General features: G+C 61.3%; 19 protein-coding genes. 12 read left to right on the forward strand and 7 right to left on the reverse strand.

The window, feature by feature from the left end; translation table 11 throughout:
• Positions 1-128 precede the first annotated feature (128 nt).
• Positions 129-854, reverse strand: a complete 726-nt coding sequence (locus G9X64_RS24630; RefSeq protein WP_168309920.1) for a LuxR family transcriptional regulator — start codon at positions 852-854, stop codon at positions 129-131.
• Between the two features lie 123 nt (positions 855-977).
• On the opposite strand from G9X64_RS24630, the gene G9X64_RS24635 reads away from it, so the two are divergent.
• Positions 978-1,172 (forward strand): hypothetical protein, encoded by a 195-nt coding sequence (locus G9X64_RS24635; protein ID WP_003541553.1) that lies wholly within the window; start codon positions 978-980, stop codon positions 1,170-1,172.
• A gap of 336 nt (positions 1,173-1,508) precedes the next feature.
• Entirely contained in the window at positions 1,509-3,434 is a 1,926-nt protein-coding gene (locus G9X64_RS24640) for a DUF5054 domain-containing protein (protein ID WP_171377547.1), read from the forward strand.
• Positions 3,435-3,476: 42 nt separating this feature from the next.
• On the opposite strand, the gene G9X64_RS24645 is transcribed toward G9X64_RS24640, so the two are convergent.
• Together G9X64_RS24645 and G9X64_RS24650 are read right to left on the reverse strand one after the other, a co-directional pair.
• Entirely contained in the window at positions 3,477-3,716 is a 240-nt protein-coding gene (locus tag G9X64_RS24645; RefSeq protein ID WP_171377548.1) for a DUF2934 domain-containing protein, read from the reverse strand.
• A 25-nt stretch (positions 3,717-3,741) separates the two neighbouring features.
• A complete protein-coding gene (locus tag G9X64_RS24650; RefSeq protein ID WP_129419795.1) occupies positions 3,742-3,948 on the reverse strand; it encodes a hypothetical protein in 207 nt (68 codons plus the stop codon).
• Between the two features lie 359 nt (positions 3,949-4,307).
• Here G9X64_RS24650 and G9X64_RS24655 point away from each other — a divergent pair, with 359 nt between their 5' ends.
• Both G9X64_RS24655 and G9X64_RS24660 read left to right on the forward strand, forming a co-directional pair.
• Entirely contained in the window at positions 4,308-4,691 is a 384-nt protein-coding gene (locus G9X64_RS24655; RefSeq protein WP_171377549.1) for a BRA0787 family protein, read from the forward strand.
• Between the two features lie 215 nt (positions 4,692-4,906).
• Positions 4,907-5,320 (forward strand): DUF4174 domain-containing protein, encoded by a 414-nt coding sequence (locus tag G9X64_RS24660; protein ID WP_168309923.1) that lies wholly within the window; start codon positions 4,907-4,909, stop codon positions 5,318-5,320.
• 63 nt (positions 5,321-5,383) lie between these two features.
• Here G9X64_RS24660 and G9X64_RS24665 read toward each other — a convergent pair whose 3' ends face one another.
• Positions 5,384-6,094, reverse strand: a complete 711-nt coding sequence (locus G9X64_RS24665; RefSeq protein WP_168309924.1) for a GntR family transcriptional regulator — start codon at positions 6,092-6,094, stop codon at positions 5,384-5,386.
• A gap of 266 nt (positions 6,095-6,360) precedes the next feature.
• Here G9X64_RS24665 and G9X64_RS24670 point away from each other — a divergent pair, with 266 nt between their 5' ends.
• The 7 genes from G9X64_RS24670 to G9X64_RS24700 all read left to right on the forward strand — a co-directional run bounded on the left by G9X64_RS24670 (position 6,361) and on the right by G9X64_RS24700 (position 12,797).
• The gene (locus tag G9X64_RS24670) at positions 6,361-7,449 is read left to right on the forward strand and encodes an ABC transporter ATP-binding protein (RefSeq protein ID WP_168310069.1); all 1,089 of its coding nucleotides are present in this window, start codon (positions 6,361-6,363) and stop codon (positions 7,447-7,449) included.
• A 52-nt stretch (positions 7,450-7,501) separates the two neighbouring features.
• Positions 7,502-8,800, forward strand: coding sequence for an ABC transporter substrate-binding protein (locus tag G9X64_RS24675; protein WP_171377550.1), 1,299 nt, complete (start codon positions 7,502-7,504; stop codon positions 8,798-8,800).
• A 312-nt stretch (positions 8,801-9,112) separates the two neighbouring features.
• The gene (locus G9X64_RS24680) at positions 9,113-10,027 is read left to right on the forward strand and encodes an ABC transporter permease (protein WP_171377551.1); all 915 of its coding nucleotides are present in this window, start codon (positions 9,113-9,115) and stop codon (positions 10,025-10,027) included.
• Between the two features lies 1 nt (position 10,028).
• Positions 10,029-10,850, forward strand: coding sequence for an ABC transporter permease (locus G9X64_RS24685; RefSeq protein ID WP_171377552.1), 822 nt, complete (start codon positions 10,029-10,031; stop codon positions 10,848-10,850).
• Position 10,851: 1 nt separating this feature from the next.
• Positions 10,852-11,595 (forward strand): aspartate/glutamate racemase family protein, encoded by a 744-nt coding sequence (locus G9X64_RS24690; protein ID WP_168309927.1) that lies wholly within the window; start codon positions 10,852-10,854, stop codon positions 11,593-11,595.
• A 4-nt stretch (positions 11,596-11,599) separates the two neighbouring features.
• The gene (locus G9X64_RS24695; RefSeq protein ID WP_171377553.1) at positions 11,600-12,211 is read left to right on the forward strand and encodes a flavin reductase family protein; all 612 of its coding nucleotides are present in this window, start codon (positions 11,600-11,602) and stop codon (positions 12,209-12,211) included.
• Between the two features lie 88 nt (positions 12,212-12,299).
• The gene (locus G9X64_RS24700) at positions 12,300-12,797 is read left to right on the forward strand and encodes a heme-degrading domain-containing protein (protein WP_168309929.1); all 498 of its coding nucleotides are present in this window, start codon (positions 12,300-12,302) and stop codon (positions 12,795-12,797) included.
• A 27-nt stretch (positions 12,798-12,824) separates the two neighbouring features.
• Here the strand turns inward: G9X64_RS24700 and G9X64_RS24705 are convergent, their stop codons facing one another.
• Positions 12,825-14,084, reverse strand: a complete 1,260-nt coding sequence (locus G9X64_RS24705; RefSeq protein ID WP_171377554.1) for an AGE family epimerase/isomerase — start codon at positions 14,082-14,084, stop codon at positions 12,825-12,827.
• A 170-nt stretch (positions 14,085-14,254) separates the two neighbouring features.
• Between G9X64_RS24705 and metH the strand changes: the two genes are divergently transcribed.
• Entirely contained in the window at positions 14,255-18,028 is a 3,774-nt protein-coding gene (metH, locus tag G9X64_RS24710; RefSeq protein WP_171377555.1) for a methionine synthase, read from the forward strand.
• A gap of 135 nt (positions 18,029-18,163) precedes the next feature.
• Here metH and G9X64_RS24715 read toward each other — a convergent pair whose 3' ends face one another.
• Together G9X64_RS24715 and G9X64_RS24720 are read right to left on the reverse strand one after the other, a co-directional pair.
• Positions 18,164-18,928 (reverse strand): GntR family transcriptional regulator, encoded by a 765-nt coding sequence (locus G9X64_RS24715; protein ID WP_168309932.1) that lies wholly within the window; start codon positions 18,926-18,928, stop codon positions 18,164-18,166.
• Entirely contained in the window at positions 18,925-19,809 is an 885-nt protein-coding gene (locus tag G9X64_RS24720) for a glucosamine kinase nucleotide-binding domain-containing protein (RefSeq protein WP_171377556.1), read from the reverse strand. The genes G9X64_RS24715 and G9X64_RS24720 overlap by 4 nt, the downstream gene beginning before the upstream one ends.
• Between the last annotated feature and the right edge of the window lie 5 nt (positions 19,810-19,814).

The raw sequence follows: 19,814 nt of genomic DNA on the forward strand, positions 1-19,814 counted from the left end.
TCAGATGGGCCCCCTCAGATGAGGGGGGCAGAACATGTCGCGCAAAAGTGTGCCGCGGTTTTGCGACAACGACATGCGTAAAACAAAGAGCTAAAGCGCGAGGACCGAATCTGAAAGATCGCGATTCGCTAGGGATTGATGATGCGCAATTGCACGGCCCGCGAGGCGGCGGCCGAGATGGTCGCGCAGCCGAGCTTGAAACGGGCGGTCTTCAGATAATCGCGCGTGGTGTGCTCTGATATGCCGAGGATGACCGAAATATCCTTGTAATCTTTGCCCAGCGCCGTCCAGTGCAGACACTCAATCTCGCGCGGCGACAATGACGGCACGGGATCGTTCTCGCCATGCAGCTCGTAGACGGCCTTGCGGTGGATAAGATGAGCGATCTCGATCCATTCGTTGCGGCAGCGGCGGACGAGTTCGGCCCATTCCTCGGCCGCTATGCGGGCATTCAGCGACAAGAGCGCACGGCGCTGCGCCTTGTCGGCGACGGGAATGGAGTAGCCGTTGCCACCGATACCGTGCTTCTGGGCATCGACCAGCATGGCATAGGCTTCTGGAGTCGGCTCGACCTCGCTCCAGTCGAAGGGCAGCTGGCGTTCAAAACCCTGTTTGACGATCGGATCGACCTTCACATAGCTGTTCAGGAGGTAACGGGAGACCCAGGCATCCGGATAGGTGGTGCGCACGAAGGGCGAATCGATCTTGCTGGCGATCGTCTGGGCGAGATGGTAGGTGACGAAATCGAGGCCATATTCCGCCTGGAGAATGCGGATGGCGCCATCCACATTGGCCGCAGCCTTGATCTGTTCGAAAGCGGACTCGAACTTTTCGCTGTAGGTATTTTCAATCATTTCCACTGCCCCAATCCCCTCAATCCTACCGCGAGCACCGTCACAAATACAAGGCATCCCCACATATGCGGGGAATGACAATCTTGGCCCCATCTGCTAGCGCCTTCCATGAGGAGGCCTCATATGGACAGCAAGAGACCATTCGAGATTGCCGAATGCCAACAGGCCGCCAAGGGCCTGAAATCCAGCTGGCAGGACATGGCCGGCTCCGAAGCGCTGATCCGCGCCCTCGTTGCCGAACGCAACGGCGACACGCCGCTGGCGCTGTTCTGGACTGAGGTTCACCGGGCGCTCTGCCAGGAAACCAACGCCTTCTGATAATCGGCTTTCCCGAAAGGCTCGGGCTTTTCTCCTTGGCTAAACAGCGCACCACCCGGGCGCGGCAGCAAGGAAGTCCCGCCGCCTTTTCTATATAATTGTCGATGAACACGTCTTCATTCTTGTCGCGATTCGATTCTACGATGAAAGCGTCGGACGACAGCGTTTTCGGATATATGGTTAATAAACTCGCACTATTTCATCGATTTGTGCCAAAACGGGTTGACGAAGAATTTGTGGCAATAGCAATGGTGTTTGTGGAAACGGTTACACTCCTCACCTGTGCCGCCACTGGCTGCAGAATGTTTCGACTGTCATCACCGATATGTGAATGGAATGACTGAAAAGCGCGTGCATCTGGTCTTCAAGACCCATCTCGATATCGGCTTTACCGATCATGCCGAGAAAGTCCGCCGGCAATATCACGAGCGCTTCATTCCGCAGGCGATCGAAACGGCCAAGCATTTTCATGCCGAAAATCCCGACGAGCCGAAATTCATCTGGACGACGGGCGCCTGGCTGATCTGGGATCATCTGAATTCGCGCTCTGCAGCCGAGGTGGGAGCGCTGGAACAGGCGATCGAGCGCGGGCTGATCCGCTGGCACGGCCTGCCGTTCACCACCCATACGGAGCTGATGTCGCCGGATCTCTTCCGGGCCGGGCTTTCCTATTCGCAGGAGCTCGACCGCCGCTTCGGCAAGACGACGATCGCGGCGAAGATGACCGATGTACCCGGCCATACGCTCGGCATGGTGCCGCTGCTATCCGAGGCAGGCATCCGCTTCCTGCATCTCGGCGTCAATACGGCCTCACCGCCGCCCGACGTGCCCGAGATCTTCCGCTGGCGGGCGTCCGGCGGCGAGGAAGTGGTCGTCATGTACCAGCGCTCCTATGGCGAGACCTGTTTTCCAGACGGTTTCGAGGACGGGCTGAGCTTTGCCCATACCAACGACAATATGGGGCCGCAGAGCGTGCCACAGACGGCCGAGGCCTATCGGGAACTACGCGCCCGTGAGCCGGATGCGGTCATTCGCGCGGCGACGCTCGAGGATTACGGCGCCATTCTCTGGGGGGAGCGTGAGCGTTTCCCTGTTGTCGAGCTGGAACTCGGCGACAGCTGGATCCATGGCAGCGGCAGCGATCCGGTGAAGACGGCGCGGTTTCTTGCGCTGCAGCGGCTCTACGACCGCTTCGCGGCGGATGGGCTCGACGCGCGACGTCTCGCCTTCGGGCGCGGACTGGCGATGGTGGCCGAACATACCTGCGGCGTCGATATCAAATCCTATTTGCGCGACGACAAGGCGTGGTCGCGGGCCGATTTCGAGGCCGCACGCCGATCCGATTATCGCTTCGCCTATACCGAAGCCTCATGGGATGAGCAGCGCGCCTATCTCGACCAGGCGGTCTCGGAGCTCGACGAGACGGACCGGAGCGCAGCCCAGAGCGTACTTGCCGAATTTGCCACGCCTGCCGTCATCAAGGGCGGTGGGCGGGAGCTCCGCCTGCAGACCGGTGGCTGGTCGATCGTGCTCGACGGCGCGAGCGGCGATGTGGCCGAAATCACCTCTCCCTCCGGTCGGACGATCTCCGGCTGCGACGGCTCGCTGATCGCCTATCGATATGAGAGCTACGATGCCGGCGACGTCAACCGCCACATGCAGACCTACCTGACCCATCGCCAGGAATGGGCGGTGCTCGACCATGACAAGCCGGGGCTCGCCTGGTCGGGGGCCGCACTTTCGAAGGTCTTTCTGCCGGCGTTGGAAGCAACGCAAGCGGCGGGCATCCTTCTGTCGATGCCGGCCGAGGCCGTGCAGAAATATGGCGCGCCGCCGCATGTGATGCTGCATTTCACCGCCGAGGGCGATCGCCTCAACCTCAGCCTGACATTGCACGACAAGCCCGCCAACCGCATGCCGGAGGCAAGCTTTCTTTCCTTCACGCCTGATGGTGCGGGGGACTGGAATTTCCACAAAATGGGCCTCTGGCACCGATCGGGGAATATTGCGACGAGCGGCGGGGCACAATTGCAGGCGGTGACATCAGCACGCGGTGATCTTGCCGATGGTCCGCTGACGATCGAAACCTTCGATGCGCCGCTGGTTGCGCCGCAAAGCTCAGATTTTATGACGTTTTGCAGAACTCTGCCGGATTTTACCGCCGGTATCCGCTTCAATCTGCACAACAACAAGTGGGGAACCAATTTCCCCATGTGGTGGCAGGGAGATTTTCAGGCGCGCTTCCGGCTCAGGCTCGACTGAGCCGCTCGATCCGCAAGCGGCCTGGTCGATGTGAGAAAGGATTCAGCCGACGTTTGCTGTTCGGTTGAACCAACTGGCGCGTGGCGCTTCGGGCCGCTGCGGCTTCGGGCGAAACTTCACCAGCACCTCGCGGCCATCGGAGGAGGCCTGCGTGCGCTCCAGCGCGTCGCGTTCGGCAACTGCCTGGCGCCAGTGCTCGTCGTCGCGCCCATTTGGCCGACCCTGTTCCTCCCAAATCGCGTAAGCTCTTTTGCTGATCCATTCGTGGCGTCTGTCGCTCATCGATCCATTCCATTGATCAAAATTGTTATTCGGCAATTCTGTCCTGCAGAACCGGCGGCCGGCGCTTGGCTGCCATCAGCAGGTCGAGTTCGATCGAGGAGGGCCCGAAACGGGTAAACAGGCTTTCTGCCTGCTCGCCGCGCAGGCCATATTTGGAGGCGAATTCGTCAAGGCTATAGGGGCGGCCGCGCAGGATTTTGCTTCGGCGCTCCGGTTCACGGATTTGCGTCATTGGTGATAACCCCAGTGTGTTTTGCGAATGTGAGGACAAAACAAATTACAGAGACAAAAGTTCCGTGAATTTTCAGGGTTTTTTCGCCTCGCCGTGTCATTCCGGAGCGATCTCGGGCGGGTGGCATAGATTTTTAAGGCTGGTGTGCGCGGAGAAAATTTCGTCTAAACACGCAAGAATATCAGCGTGTTATGGAATTCGCTTCCGCGGCGGCGGATAAATGGGCTTTACCCCGGCGTGTTACTCTATAGAATCAATAGTGTTATTCGGTTCGCAGGGGCAGCAAATCGTTCCGTTCCCCGCGTTGGCGCGACCGATACCGGAGGACTTTGGCTTCAACCCATCAAGAGGAGACAGACATGATGAATGCACTGCCGCCACTTCATGACGGCCACGCGCCGTTCAACCTCCAGCAGCTGTTTCGTGAAGCGCTCTATGCTTTCGAGGAATGGGACAGCGAATTGACCGAACCGATCGTGACCCACGAAGGCCGGGTCATCCCCATCAGCTTCGTTTTCGAAGCCATGCGCGAATGCACCGACATCGTGCCGATGAACATCGTCGGCGCCGTCACCGAACGGCTGACCAAGCCGTGGGAGGGCGAAGGCCCGCTCGACCAGATGACTTTCTCGACGGCGGCGCGTGTCATGCGCGTCCTAGTGCGCAAGCGCCTTCTCCTCACCGGGGCTGCGGATCTCGTTGCCGTTTCGGCCCATGCGTCAGAAGACCAGGGCCGCGACTGACAAAGTGAGGATCGCGGCCATGGCTGCGATCCTTTTCCGCTTCTTGGCGGAACCTCGCTTATTCCCAGCCGTTTAATTCGGCAGGCACAGCCCGCAACTACAGCGCCCTTTTCGAGAGTCGCAAAGGGCGCTGTAGCAGTTTGAATTGCTGCATAATCTATAAATCGATCCCGATTTGAGAGTTATGCTGTGGTGACGGGCGAGGAATGAGCACCATGCTAAAATCTATTGTTCATGAAATCATGGGTACACCCAGGCGTGAGCCTGATCTTCCGCAATCGCTCGAGCAGTTTCGCGACAGGAAACGGGTGCTGATCATCTTTGCCGATGCGCAAGATGACCGCGCGCTCATCCAGGATGAATGGCTGCGCAAGGCGCATATGCGCTTAATCGAGGAAGACATCGAGGTGTTCAGCATTGCCGGCGGCGGCGCATTTGCGCTGTTCGACGATGACTGGGAACTCGATGCCGACGATATTCGCGATCGGCTGCAGGGACCGCCATCCGGCGAGTTCGGGTTGATCCTGATCGGACGCGACGGAATCGTGAAGCTGCGGTCGAGCGAGCCGATGAGCGCCGAGGATATCTTCGCGGCTTTTGAGATGTTGCCGAAGAAGACGCCTTGGTAGTGTTTCGAGAGTCCGTTTGAAGCGGCGGGCGGTGGAGCATCCGCGCCCGCATCCTTTGCATGTTCAGAGTTCGAAGGCTTCCTTGAGGCCCAGGCTCTTGCGTTCGCGCAGGTCAAGATCGGCCTCGATATGGGCGATGTGATGCAGCATCAGCTGGCAGGCGCGGTCGAGTTCGTCGGCTTCGATCGCCGAGACAATATCACCATGTTCGGAATGGCCGCAGCTCGATGCGGTCGACTGCCCGTAAAGCGCAATCACCAGCGACGAGCGGGCGACGAGCTCCTCCATGAAGCGCTGCATGATCGAATTTCCCGATATGACTGCCAGCGTCAGATGAAAATCGCCCGATGCCTTGATTTCAGCGCGGCGTGCGGTCTGGCCACGCTCGCTCATCAAGCGGCCTTCTTCCAGCAGAAGCTGTCGCAGATGAGTAATATCGTCAGGCGTGATCCGCGCCGCTGCCTCGCGCAATATGCCCGGTTCGACCAAGCGGCGGGCGGAAAAGATCTGGCGAGCCTCTTCCGGCGAGGGATAGGCGACGAAGGCGCCGCGGTTTTTCTCGACGCTGACGAGGCCTTCATAGGAGAGCGCCTGCAGGGCGGCGCGGGCAAGCGTGCGGCTGACGTTGAAGAGATTGCCGACATCGCTTTCCGAAAGCTTGGTGCCGGGCGAGAGCCTGCGCTCGACGATCGCTTCGCGAATGGCATCGCGGATCTGTTGCGCGCCGGTATCTGTGGAGTCTTCGGCCTGCTGAGCCTTGGCGGCGGATTTCATGAAATTTATTTCCTGATGGTCGGCAAACCATATCCGGCTTCGCGCCAAAGTTAAACAGAATTTGTGCCCGAAATGGCGGCCAGATTGTATACGATGTTTTGCACAAATTGCGCACGATAGCCTAAATCATGTGCATATAGCGCTGTGCCTATAATTTGCTTTCTTAGCTGCAGTCTTGATAAAATCGTTATTTCACAATGGCTTGCTGCAGGAAACGGAGTCTGGCACGGCAGATGCATCGTCTTTTCCAAACAGGGGAAGGCATGATGTCGAAAGCGGCAGAGATCGATATAGTATCCGTTTCGAAGGTGTATGGCGCGACGACGGCGGTCCATGCGATCAGCCTGAAGATCCCCGCCGGCTCCTATTGCTGCTTCCTCGGCCCGTCGGGCTGCGGCAAGACTTCGACGCTGCGTATGATCGCCGGCCACGAGAGCATTTCGTCGGGCGATATCCGGCTCGGCAATGTCGTCGTCACCGATTTTCCGCCTGCCAGGCGCGGCACGGCGATGATGTTCCAGTCCTACGCGCTCTTCCCGCATCTCGACCTGATCGACAACGTCGCCTTCAGCCTGAAGATGAAAGGCGTCGACAAGCAGGAGCGGCGGGCGAAGGCGCTCGAGATGCTCAAGCTGATGCAGATGGAGGCCTATGCCGTCAGGCGCCCGGCCCAGCTTTCCGGCGGGCAGCAGCAACGCGTGGCGCTGGCGCGCGCGCTGATCACCGATCCGGAAGCGCTGTTGCTCGACGAGCCGCTGTCGGCGCTCGATCCGTTCCTGAAGATCCGCATGCGCGCCGAACTCAAGAAACTCCAGAAGTCGCTCGGCATCACTTTCGTGCACGTCACCCATAGCCAGGAAGAGGCAATGGCGCTCGCCGACGTCATCGTCATCATGAATGACGGCCGGATCGAGCAGGCGGCAGCCCCGCGCGAGGTCTTCGAGCGTCCGGCGACGGCCTTCGTCGCGCGGTTCATGGGCGACCACAATGTGCTGTCCGGCCGGGTGACCTCGAGCGAGAACGGCGTGCTCGTCATGACCGTCCCGGAAGGTCAGAGCTTTTCCGTGCGTGGGACGGGCAGGGAAGTCGGCGAGCCCGTCGATATCGGCATCCGCACCGATCGCGTGCGCCTGCAGGTGGCGACCGAATGGACGCTCGGCTTCGACGGCATTGTCTCCAACATCGAATATCGCGGCTCTTCCGTGAAGATCACCGTTATCGGCGCCGGCAGCGATGACTTCACCGTCATTGCCGACGACGGCGACTATTTCGCCCGGCCGGTCGCCGTCGGCGATGCCGTTTCGCTCAGCTGGGCGCTCGAGGACGCCGTGCTTCTCGGCCGCTCTTCCGCATGAGCCATCCATCAAGAACACTGAACCTTCCATATCCAAGAAAAGGGGAACTGACATGACCACTGAAGCGACATCGACCAAGGCGGAGAAGGGTCTTTCCCGCCGCACGCTCCTGAAGACGGGTGCTGCCGCCGTCGGCGCCATCGCCGGCTCCGGTGCCATCACCGGCTTTCCCACAATCTGGGCGCAGACGAACATCACGCTTCGCCAGTTCGGCACCGGCGTTTCGAACATCAATGCGATCGCCGAGAAGTGCAAGGCCGATCTCGGCATCACGCTGGAGATGACGGCGACCGATTCCGACGCCGCCGCCCAGCGCGCCGTCACCCAGCCTGACAGCTACGACATTGCTGACATCGAATATTGGATCGCCAAGAAGGTGTTCCCGACCGGCGTCATGCAGCCGATGGACGTCAAGAAGCTGAAATATTACGACAAGATCGTGCCGCTGTTCATCAACGGCAAGCTGAAGCCGGAAAGCGTCATCGCCCAGGGCACGGCGCCGCACACGGTCGGCTTCGTCGAGGCTCCGGGCGCCAAGACCTTTGCCAAGGAACCGACGCAATGGATGACGATGGTTCCGACCATCTACAATGCCGATACGCTCGGCATCCGCCCCGATCTCGTCGGCCGCGATATTTCGAGCTGGGCCGACATCATGGATCCGAAGTTCAAGGGCAAGACCTCGATCCTCAATATCCCGTCGATCGGCATCATGGATGCGGCGATGATCATGGAGGCTATGGGCAACATCAAATATGCCGACAAGGGCAACATGACGAAGGAAGAGATCGACAAGACGATCGAATTCCTCATCAAGGCCAAGAGCGACGGCCAGTTCCGCGCCTTCTGGAAGAGCTTCGACGAGTCGGTCAACCTGATGGCGTCGGGTGAAGTCGTCATCCAGTCCATGTGGTCGCCGGCCGTCGCCGCCGTCCGCTCCAAGGGCATCGCCTGCAAGTATCAGCCGCTCAAGGAAGGCTACCGCGCCTGGGGCGGCGGTCTCGGCCTTGCCTCGCACCTCAAAGGCGCGCAGCTCGATGCCGCCTATGAATACATCAACTGGTACACGTCGGGCTGGGTTGGCGGCTACCTCAACCGCCAGGGTTATTATTCCGCCTGCATGGACACTGCCAAGCAATTCATGTCGGCCGACGAATGGGGCTACTGGATCGAGGGCAAGCCGGCTGCCGGCGACATCCTGTCTCCCGAAGGCAAGGTGATGGAAAAGGCCGGCGCTGTCCGCGACGGTGGCTCCTTCGAAGCCCGCATGGGTGCCGTCGCCTGCTGGAACTCCGTCATGGACGAGGACCGCTACATGGTCCGCCGCTGGAACGAGTTTATCGCGGCCTGATCCACATCGAGAGGGCGGAGAGCCACTGTCTTTCGCGATGCTCAAGACGTCGCTTCGCTCCGCCCCCTCATCCGACCCTTCGGGCCACCTTCTCCCCGCTGGGGAGAAGAGGGAGTCCGTGGCCGCGTCGTGAGACAAAATCAAGGTTCGCGGTGGCCTAGGCGCTGCCGCGAATCTCTTCTCCCCAGCGGGGGGCCGAAAGGACGAGTCGAGACCAGTGGCTCGCCCCAGGCAAAGGTGCCGGCAGGCGGATGAGGGGGCGGCATGCACCGCTTGTCCTGCCTGGGACAATGAGCAAATGGAGAACCGGATATGGCGACCATCGCAGCGGAAACGGAGGAGGATGGCCAGGGCGCGCGCGGCGGGCGCGGACTGAAGCTTTCCCCATCGGCGATATCCTATCTCCAGGCGACGCCGCTGTTCGTCATCCTCGGCTTGTTCTTCCTGCTGCCGATCGCCATGATCGCGGTCGTCAGCTTCTGGGACTACGACTTTGCCGGTCTCTATCCCGACTTCCTGACGATGAACTACGCCGACACACTCGGTTCGTGGGTAACGTGGAAGATCTATCTCAACACGCTGAAATTCACCGCGATCGTCTGGGCGCTGACGCTCGTCATCGGTTTCTGGGTCGCCTATTTCCTGGCCTTCCACATCCGCAAGACGTCGACGCAGATGATCCTTTTCCTTGTCTGCACCGTGCCCTTCATGACGTCGAACATCATCCGCATGATTTCGTGGATCCCGGTGCTCGGGCGCAACGGCCTCGTCAATTCGACGCTGATCAAGATGGGCATCATCCCGCAGCCGATCGAATGGCTGCTCTATTCCGATTTCGCCGTCGTGCTCGCCATGGTGCATCTCTATACGCTGTTCATGGTGACGCCGATCTTCAATACGCTGATGCGCATCGACCGGTCGCTGTTCGAGGCGGCGCGCGATGCCGGCGCGTCTGGCTGGCAGGTGCTGTGGAATGTCGTTGTTCCGCTCGCCAAACCCGGCATGGCGATCGGCACGATCTTCGTCGTCACGCTCGTCATGGCTGATTTTTCGACGGTGCAGGTGATGTCCGGCGGTCAGAGTGCTTCGGTGGCGCTGATGATGAAGAACCAGATGTCGTTGCTGCAATATCCGGCCGCTGCCGCCAATGCCGTGGTGCTGCTCGCCGTCGTGCTGCTGATGGTCGCGGCCATCCTGCGCGTCGTCGATATCCGCAAGGAGCTTTGAGATGAGCCACGAAAAACGCGGCCTGGAATTCTACCTGCTGGCGCTCTTCTTCGTCATCTTCGTGCTGTTCCTCTACGGGCCGCTATCGGCGATCCTGATCCTCTCCTTCCAGGGGCCGGATGGCGGCCTGACTTTCCCGATGAACGGCGTTTCCACGCACTGGTTCTTCAACCTGTTCGAGAAGCAGGCGGTCGGCGATTTCGGCGCCTCGTTCCGGCGCTCCTTCACCCTCGGGCTAATGGTGATGGTGGTGACCGTCGTCGTCTCGCTGCTCGCCGGCCTTGCCTTCCGGCGCCGTTTCCGGGGTTCGACCGCGCTGTTCTATGCCACGGTCGCAAGCCTCGTCGTGCCGTCGATCATCATATCGCTCGGCATCGGCGTCGTCTTCCAGGAGGGAGGACTGAAGCCCGCCTGGTATTCGTCGGCCTTCGGCGCCCATCTCACTTGGACGCTGCCCTTCGGCGTGCTGATCATGTTTGCGGTCTTCAACCGTTTCTCGCCTGCCTATGAAGAGGCGGCGCGCGACCTCGGCGCCAGCTCCTGGCAGACGTTCCGCCATGTCGTGCTGCCGATGATCGCGCCGAGCCTCGTCGGCGTCGGCCTGTTCGGCTTCACGCTCTCCTATGACGAATTCGCCCGCACGCTGATGACATCAGGCACCTACAACACGCTGCCGCTCGAAATCTACGGCATGACCACCAACGTCACGACGCCGGTGCTCTACGCGCTCGGCACGGTGACGACGCTATTTTCCTTCACCATCATTCTCATCGCGCTCGGCATCATGACGATGCTCAGCCGGCGGCAGGCAAAGATAGACTGACATGCGCATCCTCATCGTCAATCCGAACACCACGGCCTCCATGACCGAGAAGGCCGCCACCGCCGCGCGAGCGGTGGCGGCATCCGGCACGGAGATCATCGCGGCCACCTCGCGCATGGGGCCGGTTTCCATCGAGGGGCACTACGACGGGGCCTTAGCGATCCCCGGCCTGCTCGCCGAGCTTAAGGAGCGGCAGGGGGTGGGCTACGACGCGGCCGTTATCGCCTGTTTCGACGATACCGGTCTCGAAGCGGCGCGAACCTTCGCCGATGTCCCGATCCTCGGGCTTTGCGAATCCGCCGTGGTGACGGCGGGTTTCCTGGCTCAGCGCTTCACCGTGGTGACGACGCTGGAGCGCTCGCTGGTGCTGATCGACAATCTGGTGCGACGCTACGGCATGGGCGACCGCGCCAAGGTGCGCGCCTCCGATATCCCCGTGCTGGAGCTCGAAGATGCGGCCTCGGGCGCGGTCGGCAAGCTCAGGGCCGAGATCGAGCGGGCGCTTTTGGAAGACGGCGCCGAGGCGATCGTGCTCGGCTGTGCCGGCATGACCGATCTGGCGCGCGAGCTGCAGCAGATCTACGGTGTGCCTGTCGTCGATGGCGTCGCGGCCGCCGTCAAGCAGGCCGAAGCGCTGGTGTCGCTCGGGCTTTCCACCAGCAAGCGCGGGTCCTATGCTTCGCCGCTGCCGAAACCCTTCACCGGGGCGATGAGCGGTTTCTCGCCGGTCCTGAAGGTCGGCTGAACCGATGTCCGTCTCTTTCGATTTCAAGCAGCTCACCGAGCGCGAACGCTACAAGCTGATGATCGGCACGATCATCCCGCGACCGATCGCTCTGGTGACGACGATCGACGAAAACAGTCGGATCAATGCGGCGCCCTTCAGCTTCTTCAACTGCCTTTCGGCAGATCCGCCGATCCTGGCAATCGGGGTTGAGAATAATGCCGACATGTCGTTCAAGGACACCGGCCACAATATCCGTATGACCGAGGTCTTCACGGTCAACATCGTCTCCTTTGCCATCGCCGAGGCCATGCATGTCTGCGGCGCCAGATATCCGCGCGGCGTCGACGAGTTGAAGGAAGCGGGGTTGACGGCGATGCCGGGCGAGAAGGTCGCCTCGCCCTTCATTGCCGAGGCGCCGGCCGCCTTCGAATGCAGGCGGCACGTGACGCTGGAGCTCGGCCGCTCGCGGCAGATCGTCATGGGCGAGATCGTCTATGCGCATTACCGCGACGGGGTGGTCGATCCAGAACGGCTGCATGTCGATCCGGCTGCGGTCGATGCCATTGCGAGGCTTGGCGGCGATACCTGCGCCACCATCCGCGACCGCTTCGAGATGCTGACGCCGAAGCTCTGACATCAGGGGTAGGCCCAAGTTTTACTTTACTTTTTCTCTTCTGATGAGAATGGTCTGCAGCGGATCATTGCAGGAGAGGCCGCCTATCATGACAATTGAGAACGATCTCAGCCGGATCGCGGAGCAGGAGAAAGCTCTGAGCTTCGACGCTTTCGACCTGACGACGGCATGGCAGCTCGGCAAGCTCCTGCAGGAACTCGCCACCGAGCGCGGCCTCGGCATCGCGATCGACGTGACCCTGCATTCGATGCCCGTCTTCTATGCGGCACTCCCGGGTGTGACGCCCGACAACGTCAACTGGGTCCGCCGCAAGCGCAACATGGTGCTGCGTTATTTCCGCAGCAGCTATGCCTCCGGGCTGAAGCTACAGAAAGACGGCAAGACGGTCGAGGATAACGGGCTTTCCGGCGCCGACTATGCGCCGCATGGCGGCAGTTTCCCAATCAACGTCAAGGGTATCGGCTGCATCGGTGCGGTCACCGTCTCCGGCCTGCCGCAGCGTGACGACCATAATCTCGCCGTCGAGGCGCTGGCGCTGATGCTGGCGAAGGATCTGGATACGCTGCGGCTCGCCCCGCCGCTCTGAGCGAGCGCGGCGCTGGACTCCTCAATCTTAGAGCTTGCCGCCGGCCTCGGCGATACCCTTCGTCAGGCTGCCCGTGGCCGGGAAGAGCGGGATGAGGCAGGCCTGTAGGGCGTGGTAGATATCGCCCTTGCCGGGGAACAGCGAGTGCGAGGGAACGAGATCTTCCGTCAGCTCCTCGTGCCAACCGCCGTTCTTGTGGTCGATGAAGGCGCGCTCGATCACGTTCCAGATCTTGCGGTAGCTTTCCTCATGGAAATCGCTCGGCAGGTGCTCGTTGAGGAAATGTGCAGCAGCCGCACCTTCGCAGGCTGGCCACCAGAGTTTGTTGCGCTTGGCGGGCTTGTCGTCCCAATCGAGCGTGTAGAAGAAGCCGCCCTTGTCGTTGTCCCAGCCGAGCGCCATGGATTGCGCAAAGAGGGCCCTGGCCGCATCCGGCATCCATTCGATCCGTTTGCCGCCGAGCGCCCAGAGCTGCAGGATCAGGCGGGCCCATTCCAGCCAATGGCCGGGCGTCGTACCGGCCGGGCGGAACATTTCGTTCGGATGATAGTAGGTCTTGTCGAGCTTCCATTCGGCGTCGAAATGCTCGGCGACGCGCCAGTCGACCGAACCGGCCGCGCGGCGGATGACGAGGTCGGCGATGCTCTCGGCCTTGGTTAGATATTCCCTCTCGCCGGTGGCCTCGAAGGCCGCCATCAGCGCTTCGGTCAGGTGCATATTGGAGTTCTGGCCGCGATAGGTGCCGCCATCGAGCGGCTGCCAGTCGGCCGTGAATTCCTCCACGATCGCGCCGTGTTTCGCCTCCCAGAACTTCGTGTTGAGGATCTCGGTGATATCGGCCAACATGCCGTCGGCAAGCGGATGACCGATCGTTTTTGCGGATGAGGCGGCGAGCAGCACGAAAGCATGGCCATAGCCCTGCTTGTTGGAATCAACGGGACCATCATTGTTGAGCGACCAGAAATAGCCGCCATTTTTCCGGTCGCGATGATGGTTCCAGATATAATCCATGCCGTGGTCGACGACATCGGCAGCGCCGGGGCGGCCGAGCAGGGCGCCGATCGAGAAGCAATGCACGGCGCGCGCCGCGATATGGATGCCGCGAACCTGGCCCTCGGCGTCGAGAGGCCTGCCTTCGTCGTCGAGATCGTAGAAGCCGCCCTTGGGATTGACCGAGTTGTGCTGGAAAAAATCGAAGAGACCGTTCGCCTGGTTAAGCAGCCAGCCGCGATGATAGGCGCGGGTCGTCCAGTTTCCAAGCACGGCGTTGCCGGTTGCGGGTGCCATAATGCTCCTCCGATTTCGTGCACAAAGCGTTGTAAACGCCTATATAGGCGTCGTGCGAGTCTGTCATCCGGCGACATTTGCAAAGCACGAAATCGATAGGCATATATTGACATAAAGATATCTTTATGTGATTTGGACTATCTGGTCTTATGACGTCAAGGAGCCTTCCCGTGTTTGACAATCTCTTTGGTCCGGAAACGGGCAAGCGTGACGGCAGTGAAGTTTTCGCAGCTTTGAGACAAGCCGCGAGCGAACGCATCCTTGTTCTTGACGGCGCCATGGGCACGCAGATCCAGGGGCTTGGCTATGATGAAGACCAGTTCCGCGGAACGCGCTTCATCGGCTGCGCCTGTCACCAGAAGGGCAATAACGACCTTCTGATTCTGACCCAGCCGGACGCGATCGAAGAGATCCATTACAGATACGCCAAGGCCGGCGCCGACATTCTCGAGACCAACACCTTCTCCTCGACCCGCATCGCGCAGGCCGACTACGAGATGGAAGGTGCGGTCTACGACCTTAACAAGGAAGGTGCCGAGATCGTGCGCCGGGCAGCACAGCGCGCCGAGCGTGAGGATGGCCGCCGCCGCTTCGTCGCCGGCGCCATCGGGCCGACCAACCGCACCGCGTCGATCTCCCCCGACGTCAACAATCCCGGCTTCCGCGCCGTGACCTTCGACGATCTGCGTTCGGCCTATGGCGAGCAGATCGACGGACTTATCGACGGCGGCGCCGACATCATCCTGATCGAGACCATCTTCGACACGCTGAACGCCAAGGCAGCGATCTTCGCCTGCGAGGAGCGCTTCGAAGCCAAGGGCGTGCGCCTGCCTGTGATGATCTCGGGCACGATCACCGACCTTTCCGGCCGCACGCTGTCCGGCCAGACGCCGTCGGCCTTCTGGAATTCCGTGCGCCATGCCAATCCCTTCACGATCGGGCTCAACTGCGCGCTCGGCGCCAATGCGATGCGCCCGCACCTGCAGGAGCTTTCGGGTGTTGCCGACACCTTCATCTGCGCCTATCCGAATGCGGGCCTGCCGAACGAGTTCGGCCAGTACGACGAAACGCCGGAGCTGATGGCGGCGCAGATCGACGGCTTCGCCCGCGAGGGCCTCGTCAACATCGTCGGCGGCTGCTGCGGCTCGACGCCCGAGCATATCAAGGCGATCGCCGAGACCGTTGCGAAGTACAAGCCGCGTGCCATTCCCGAGCATCGCCCCTTCATGTCGCTGTCGGGCCTCGAACCTTTCGAGCTGACCAAGGACATTCCCTTCGTCAATGTCGGCGAGCGCACCAACGTCACCGGCTCGGCCCGCTTCCGCAAACTGATCACGAACGGCGATTTCACCGCAGCGCTCGATGTCGCCCGCGATCAGGTCGAAAACGGCGCGCAGGTGATCGACATCAACATGGACGAAGGCCTGATCGATTCCGAAAAGGCGATGGTCGAGTTCCTCAACTTGATCGCCGCCGAACCCGACATCGCGCGTGTGCCTGTCATGATCGACTCGTCGAAATTCTCGATCATCGAATCAGGCCTGAAGCGCGTGCAGGGCAAGCCGATCGTCAACTCAATCTCGCTGAAGGAAGGCGAAGAGAATTTCCTCGCCCAGGCGCGGCTACTGCACAATTACGGCGCTGCCGTCGTCGTCATGGCCTTCGATGAGACGGGGCAGGCGGACAGCTACGAGCGCAAGGTGGATATCTGCACGCGCGCCTACAAGCTGCTGACCGAGAAGATCGGCTACCCGCCCGAGGACATCATCTTCGACCCGAACATCTTCGCGGTCGCGACCGGCATCGAAGAGCACAATAATTACGGCGTCGACTTCATCGAGGCGACGCGGACGATCCGTGAGCGCATGCCGCTGGTGCATATTTCGGGCGGCGTCTCGAACCTGTCCTTCTCGTTCCGCGGTAACGAGCCGGTGCGCGAGGCGATGCATGCCGTGTTCCTCTACCACGCCATTCAGGCGGGCATGGACATGGGCATCGTCAATGCCGGCCAGCTTGCCGTCTACGACAACATCGATCCCGAGCTGCGCGAGGCCTGCGAGGACGTGGTGCTGAACCGCCGACCTGACGGCACCGAGCGGCTGCTCGAAGTGGCAGAGAAATTCCGTGGCGGCGCGGCACGCGAAGGCCGGGTCCAGGATCTTTCCTGGCGCGAATGGAGCGTCGAGAAGCGTCTCGAGCATGCGCTGGTCAACGGCATCACCGAATATATCGAGGCCGATACCGAAGAGGCGCGCCTGCAGGCAGCCCGGCCGCTGCATGTCATCGAAGGACCGCTGATGGCCGGCATGAACGTCGTCGGCGATCTCTTCGGCTCGGGCAAGATGTTCCTGCCGCAGGTGGTGAAGTCGGCGCGCGTTATGAAACAGGCGGTGGCCGTACTGCTGCCCTACATGGAAGAGGAAAAGCGCCTCAACGGCGGCGATGAACGCCGGTCGGCCGGCAAGATCCTGATGGCGACCGTCAAGGGCGACGTGCACGATATCGGCAAGAACATCGTCGGCGTCGTGCTTGCCTGCAACAATTACGAGATCGTCGACCTCGGCGTCATGGTGCCGGCGACGAAGATCCTCGAAACGGCCATTGCCGAGAAGGTCGACGTCATCGGCCTTTCCGGCCTGATCACGCCGTCGCTCGACGAGATGGTGCATGTTGCCGCCGAGATGGAACGCCAGGGCTTCGAGATCCCGCTGTTGATCGGCGGAGCGACGACCAGCCGCGTGCATACGGCCGTGAAGATCCATCCGGGCTACAACAAGGGGCAGACGGTCTACGTTACCGATGCGAGCCGCGCCGTCGGTGTCGTCTCGGCACTGCTGTCGCCGGAGACACGCCAGGGTTATGTCGACGATATAAGAGCCGAATATGCCAAGGTGGCGGCCGCCCATGCGCGCAGCGAGGCCGAGAAGGTGCGCCTGCCGCTGCCGCGGGCTCGCGAGAATGCGCACAAGATCGACTGGTCGGGCTACCAGCCGACGAAGCCGCAATTCTTCGGTACGCGGGTGTTCGAGGATTACGATCTGGCCGAGCTTGCCAAATACATCGACTGGACGCCGTTCTTCCAGACCTGGGAGTTGCGCGGCCGCTACCCGGCCATTCTCGAAGACGAGAAGCAGGGCGAGGCGGCGCGTGCGCTCTGGGCCGATGCGCAGGCGATGCTGAAGAAGATCATCGACGAGAAGTGGTTTCGCCCGCGCGCGGTCATCGGCTTCTGGCCCGCAGGCGCTGTCGGCGACGACATCCGGCTGTTCACGGACGAGAGCCGCAAGCAGGAACTGGCGACCTTTTACACGTTGCGCCAGCAGCTTTCCAAGCGGGACGGGCGGCCGAACGTGGCGCTTTCTGATTTCGTGGCGCCCGTTTCAAGCGGTGTTCAGGATTATGTCGGCGGCTTCGTGGTGACGGCCGGTATCGAGGAAATCGCCATCGCCGAACGTTTCGAACGGGCGAACGACGATTATTCCTCGATCCTCGTCAAGGCGCTGGCCGACCGCTTCGCCGAAGCTTTTGCCGAGCGTATGCACGAGCAGGTACGACGCGAATACTGGGGCTATGCCAAGGACGAGACGCTCAGCAAGGAGGATCTCATCACCGAGGCCTATACCGGCATCCGCCCGGCGCCCGGTTATCCTGCCCAGCCTGACCACACTGAAAAGGCAACGCTGTTCAAGCTGCTCGACGCTGAAAAAGCGGCCGGCGTGAAGCTGACGGAGAGCTATGCGATGTGGCCGGGCTCCTCGGTCTCCGGCCTCTATATCGGCCATCCCGACTCCTATTATTTCGGCGTCGCCAAGGTGGAGCGCGATCAAGTTGAGGATTATGCGGCGCGCAAGCAGATGGCCGTGGCTGAGGTGGAGCGCTGGCTCGGGCCGGTGCTGAACTACGTGCCGCGCAAGACCGAAACCGAGATCGAGGATGCGGCGTAACCAGCCGTTTGGCGTCGGCCGCTGATAAAGTGAATCAAGAAATGATGAAGCCGGAAAGTGATTCACTTTCCGGCTTCATGCTTTTGAAAATCAAGAAGATTGCGTCTTTTGAGCCGATGATGTCGGCTTTGCGATTCAAGTCACCGCGATCGTCAGTTCCGCGACGAAATCATAGGCGTCGCCGCGATAGAGCGAGCGGGTGAATTCCACGGCGCGGCCGGAACCGAGATAGGAGATGCGCTCGATCGACAGGCCGGCTGCACCGACGGAGACGCCGAGAAGCTGGGCGTCGGCTTCCTTCATATTGGTCGCGGAGATGCGCTGCACCGCGCGTACCGGGCGGACCTGGAGGCGTTCGAGTTCGGCATAGAGTGAATTGGTCACGGCTGAGGGGTCGGGTAGGAATTCGCCGGAAACGCTGGCATTTTCGATCGCCAGCGGCTGGTCGTCGGCAATGCGCAGGCGGGAAAGGCGGGAAACCTTAACGTCGGTGCCGAGCCCAAGAATCATCATCTCGTCGGGAGAGGGCGTGTGGATGCCCTTGTGCAGCCATTCGGAGCGGGAGGACATGCCGCGGCGCGCCATGTCTTCGGTGAAGGAAGTGAGCTGCGACAGGCGCTGCTCAACCTTGGAGACCGGCTTGGCGACGAAGGTGCCTGAACCGTGACGGCGCACCAACAGGCCATCGGCGACGAGTTCGTCGATCGCCTTGCGCACGGTGACTCGACTGACGGCGGCGAATTCGGCGATGTCGCGTTCGGGGGGCAACGCATCGCCGTGACCAAGCGTGCCGGCGCGCACGGCTCCTTCGAGCGTGCGGCGCAGCTTGACGTAGAGCGGCCCTGTGCCGGCTGCCTGCAGGCGCTCCAGGGAAAGGAGGGTGGCGAGGTCGTCGGTCATGCCGCACCTCTCTGCCTGTCGTTCAAGAGCTTGACTGCAAGTTCCACCGCGCCCTGCAGCGCATCGCCTTTCGGCCTGGCAAGCATGGACCTGTAGCGTTCGGAAAGCCAGGGCTCGTAGGCTTCGGAAAGGCCGCCGAGCAAGCAGATCGATGGGCATTCGGGCCAGAGCAGCGCTTCGAGACTTTCGCCGATCGCCGTTGCCGCATCCGTGACGATGCCGGCTGCGACGGCATCACCCTTAGCCGCATATTCGAAGACGGTGGGAGCGTAACGGGCAAAATCCTTCGGTTTTGCGGAATGGGCGAATTCGACGATGCGCTCGGGATCGTTGCCGTAGTCGGTCATGATCGCGTCGGTGATTGGTGATGCCGGGCGCACCCCGTCATGGGCAAGCAGTGATTGTTCCAGGAGATCGCGGCCGAGGCGGGCACCGCTTGCCTGGTCGCCGACAACGAAACCCCAGCCGCCGATGCCGTTCAGCCGGCCATCCTTGCGGGCATTATAGACCGAGCCGGTGCCGAAGGCGCCGACGATGCCATCGGTATCGCCGAGCGCGCCTTGCAGGGCGATCAGCGCATCGGTGACGACGCGGCCTTCGGCAAAGGGCAAGGCCTTTTCGATTCGCCTGCCGTAATCGCCGACATTGGCGCCGGCGACGCCGACGACGGCTGCGACGGAGGAAAGGGTTTCAGCGGCAAGCCCGGCATCGCCTAACGCCTGCCGGGCGGATTCGACGATATTGAGAAGGGAGTTTTCCAGATCCGACAGGATGTTGGCAGGGCCGGCTTTGCCGCGGCCGATGATGTTGCCGCTCCTGTCCGCGACTGCGGCCCGGCAGTTCGTTCCGCCGCCGTCTATGCCGATTGCAAGCTCCGTCATCGGGC

It is taken from the genome of Rhizobium sophorae (genome assembly GCF_013087515.1).
GTDB classification, from domain to species: domain Bacteria; phylum Pseudomonadota; class Alphaproteobacteria; order Rhizobiales; family Rhizobiaceae; genus Rhizobium; species Rhizobium sophorae.

Excerpts from the sequence above, each read along its gene's own strand:
- G9X64_RS24695 (WP_171377553.1), top strand. The coding sequence starts at position 11,600 with ATGTCCGTCTCTTTCGATTTCAAGCAGCTCACCGAGCGCGAACGCTAC.
- G9X64_RS24660 (WP_168309923.1), top strand. The coding sequence starts at position 4,907 with ATGCTAAAATCTATTGTTCATGAAATCATGGGTACACCCAGGCGTGAG.
- G9X64_RS24685 (WP_171377552.1), top strand. The coding sequence starts at position 10,029 with ATGAGCCACGAAAAACGCGGCCTGGAATTCTACCTGCTGGCGCTCTTC.
- G9X64_RS24655 (WP_171377549.1), top strand. The coding sequence starts at position 4,308 with ATGATGAATGCACTGCCGCCACTTCATGACGGCCACGCGCCGTTCAAC.
- G9X64_RS24700 (WP_168309929.1), top strand. The coding sequence starts at position 12,300 with ATGACAATTGAGAACGATCTCAGCCGGATCGCGGAGCAGGAGAAAGCT.
- G9X64_RS24715 (WP_168309932.1), bottom strand. The coding sequence starts at position 18,928 with ATGACCGACGACCTCGCCACCCTCCTTTCCCTGGAGCGCCTGCAGGCA.
- G9X64_RS24670 (WP_168310069.1), top strand. The coding sequence starts at position 6,361 with ATGTCGAAAGCGGCAGAGATCGATATAGTATCCGTTTCGAAGGTGTAT.
- G9X64_RS24650 (WP_129419795.1), bottom strand. The coding sequence starts at position 3,948 with ATGACGCAAATCCGTGAACCGGAGCGCCGAAGCAAAATCCTGCGCGGC.
- G9X64_RS24690 (WP_168309927.1), top strand. The coding sequence starts at position 10,852 with ATGCGCATCCTCATCGTCAATCCGAACACCACGGCCTCCATGACCGAG.
- G9X64_RS24680 (WP_171377551.1), top strand. The coding sequence starts at position 9,113 with ATGGCGACCATCGCAGCGGAAACGGAGGAGGATGGCCAGGGCGCGCGC.
- G9X64_RS24675 (WP_171377550.1), top strand. The coding sequence starts at position 7,502 with ATGACCACTGAAGCGACATCGACCAAGGCGGAGAAGGGTCTTTCCCGC.
- G9X64_RS24665 (WP_168309924.1), bottom strand. The coding sequence starts at position 6,094 with ATGAAATCCGCCGCCAAGGCTCAGCAGGCCGAAGACTCCACAGATACC.
- G9X64_RS24630 (WP_168309920.1), bottom strand. The coding sequence starts at position 854 with ATGATTGAAAATACCTACAGCGAAAAGTTCGAGTCCGCTTTCGAACAG.
- G9X64_RS24635 (WP_003541553.1), top strand. The coding sequence starts at position 978 with ATGGACAGCAAGAGACCATTCGAGATTGCCGAATGCCAACAGGCCGCC.
- G9X64_RS24720 (WP_171377556.1), bottom strand. The coding sequence starts at position 19,809 with ATGACGGAGCTTGCAATCGGCATAGACGGCGGCGGAACGAACTGCCGG.
- G9X64_RS24640 (WP_171377547.1), top strand. The coding sequence starts at position 1,509 with ATGACTGAAAAGCGCGTGCATCTGGTCTTCAAGACCCATCTCGATATC.
- G9X64_RS24705 (WP_171377554.1), bottom strand. The coding sequence starts at position 14,084 with ATGGCACCCGCAACCGGCAACGCCGTGCTTGGAAACTGGACGACCCGC.
- G9X64_RS24645 (WP_171377548.1), bottom strand. The coding sequence starts at position 3,716 with ATGAGCGACAGACGCCACGAATGGATCAGCAAAAGAGCTTACGCGATT.